This window comes from Acinetobacter sp. 228 (assembly GCF_048147885.1).
This window is the reverse complement of record NZ_JAYWYV010000123.1, coordinates 1-1,818: the sequence shown is the minus strand read 5'-3', so window position 1 is coordinate 1,818 and position 1,818 is coordinate 1. Positions and strand designations below refer to the sequence as shown.

1 pseudogene is annotated in these 1,818 nt (G+C 44.6%); it reads left to right on the top strand.

Annotation, left to right across the window (positions count from 1 at the left end):
* Nucleotides 1-1,818 (top strand): annotated as a pseudogene (adeG, locus tag VXQ92_RS16530) (multidrug efflux RND transporter permease subunit AdeG); the annotation flags it as partial.

Below are 1,818 nucleotides of genomic sequence, written 5' to 3'. Positions count from 1 at the left end.
CACCGCGACCGAAATTGTGAATGCAATCCGTGAACAAAACATTCAGGTTGCAGCGGGTACAATCGGTGCATCACCAAGTAATTCACCTTTACAGCTTTCGGTCAATGCTCAAGGTCGTTTAACCACTGAGCAAGAATTTGCCGATATCATTTTAAAAACTGCTCCCGACGGTGCAGTCACCCGATTGGGTGATGTTGCACGTGTTGAACTCGCAGCTTCACAATATGGCTTACGTTCATTACTCGATAATAAACAAGCTGTCGCAATTCCAATTTTCCAAGCTCCGGGTGCCAACGCTTTACAAGTTTCCGATCAAGTGCGTAGCACGATGAAGGAGCTTTCAAAAGATTTCCCATCTTCAATTAAATACGACATTGTTTATGACCCGACTCAATTCGTACGTGCCAGTATTAAAGCAGTCGTTCATACCCTACTTGAAGCAATTGCACTGGTTGTTGTGGTTGTTATTTTATTTTTACAAACATGGCGCGCCTCAATCATTCCATTGCTTGCCGTACCGGTTTCAATTATTGGTACATTCGCGCTCATGCTCGCTTTTGGTTACTCAATCAATGCGCTATCACTGTTCGGGATGGTGCTTGCCATCGGTATTGTCGTCGATGACGCGATTGTGGTCGTCGAAAATGTCGAGAGGAATATTGAAGCAGGCTTAAACCCAAGGGAGGCGACTTACCGTGCCATGCGAGAAGTCAGTGGACCGATTATTGCCATTGCTTTAACACTTGTTGCAGTAGTCGTACCTCTTGCCTTTATGACAGGCTTAACAGGGCAATTCTATAAACAATTTGCCATGACCATTGCCATTTCAACGGTTATTTCGGCATTTAACTCGCTTACCCTATCTCCTGCTTTGGCAGCGCTGTTACTGAAAGGACATGATGCTAAACCGGATGCCTTAACACGTATTATGAACCGTGTATTTGGGCGTTTCTTTGCATTGTTTAACCGCGTATTTACACGTGCGTCAGACAACTATGGTAAAGGCGTAAGTCGTGTTATCTCCCATAAAGCATCAGCAATGGGTGTCTATGCAGCACTGTTAGGCTTAACCGTTGGGATTTCTTATATTGTTCCGGGTGGCTTCGTTCCTGCTCAAGACAAACAATATTTGATTAGCTTTGCTCAATTACCAAACGGCGCTTCATTAGATCGTACCGAAGCAGTCATCCGTAAAATGAGTGACACTGCACTTAAACAGCCTGGTGTAGAAAGTGCTGTTGCCTTCCCTGGCCTCTCAATTAATGGTTTCACCAATAGCTCTAGCGCTGGTATTGTCTTTGTGACTTTAAAGCCATTTGATGAACGTAAGGCAAAAGACTTATCTGCAAATGCAATTGCAGGTGCGCTCAACCAGAAATATTCAGCTATTCAAGATGCCTATATCGCGGTTTTCCCACCACCCCCAGTAATGGGCTTAGGTACTATGGGCGGCTTTAAACTGCAACTTGAAGACCGAGGTGCCTTAGGCTATTCAGCCTTGAACGATGCTGCTCAAAACTTTATGAAAGCAGCACAATCAGCCCCTGGACTGGGTCCAATGTTCTCAAGTTATCAAATTAACGTACCTCAACTCAACGTAGATCTGGACCGTGTAAAAGCTAAACAGCAAGGCGTTGCTGTGACAGATGTTTTCAACACTATGCAGATTTATTTAGGTTCTCAGTACGTTAACGACTTTAACCGCTTTGGACGTGTTTATCAGGTTCGTGCACAAGCCGATGCGCCTTTCCGTGCTAACCCTGAAGATATTTTGCAGCTTAAAACCCGTAATAGTGCCGGACAAATGGTGCCATTATC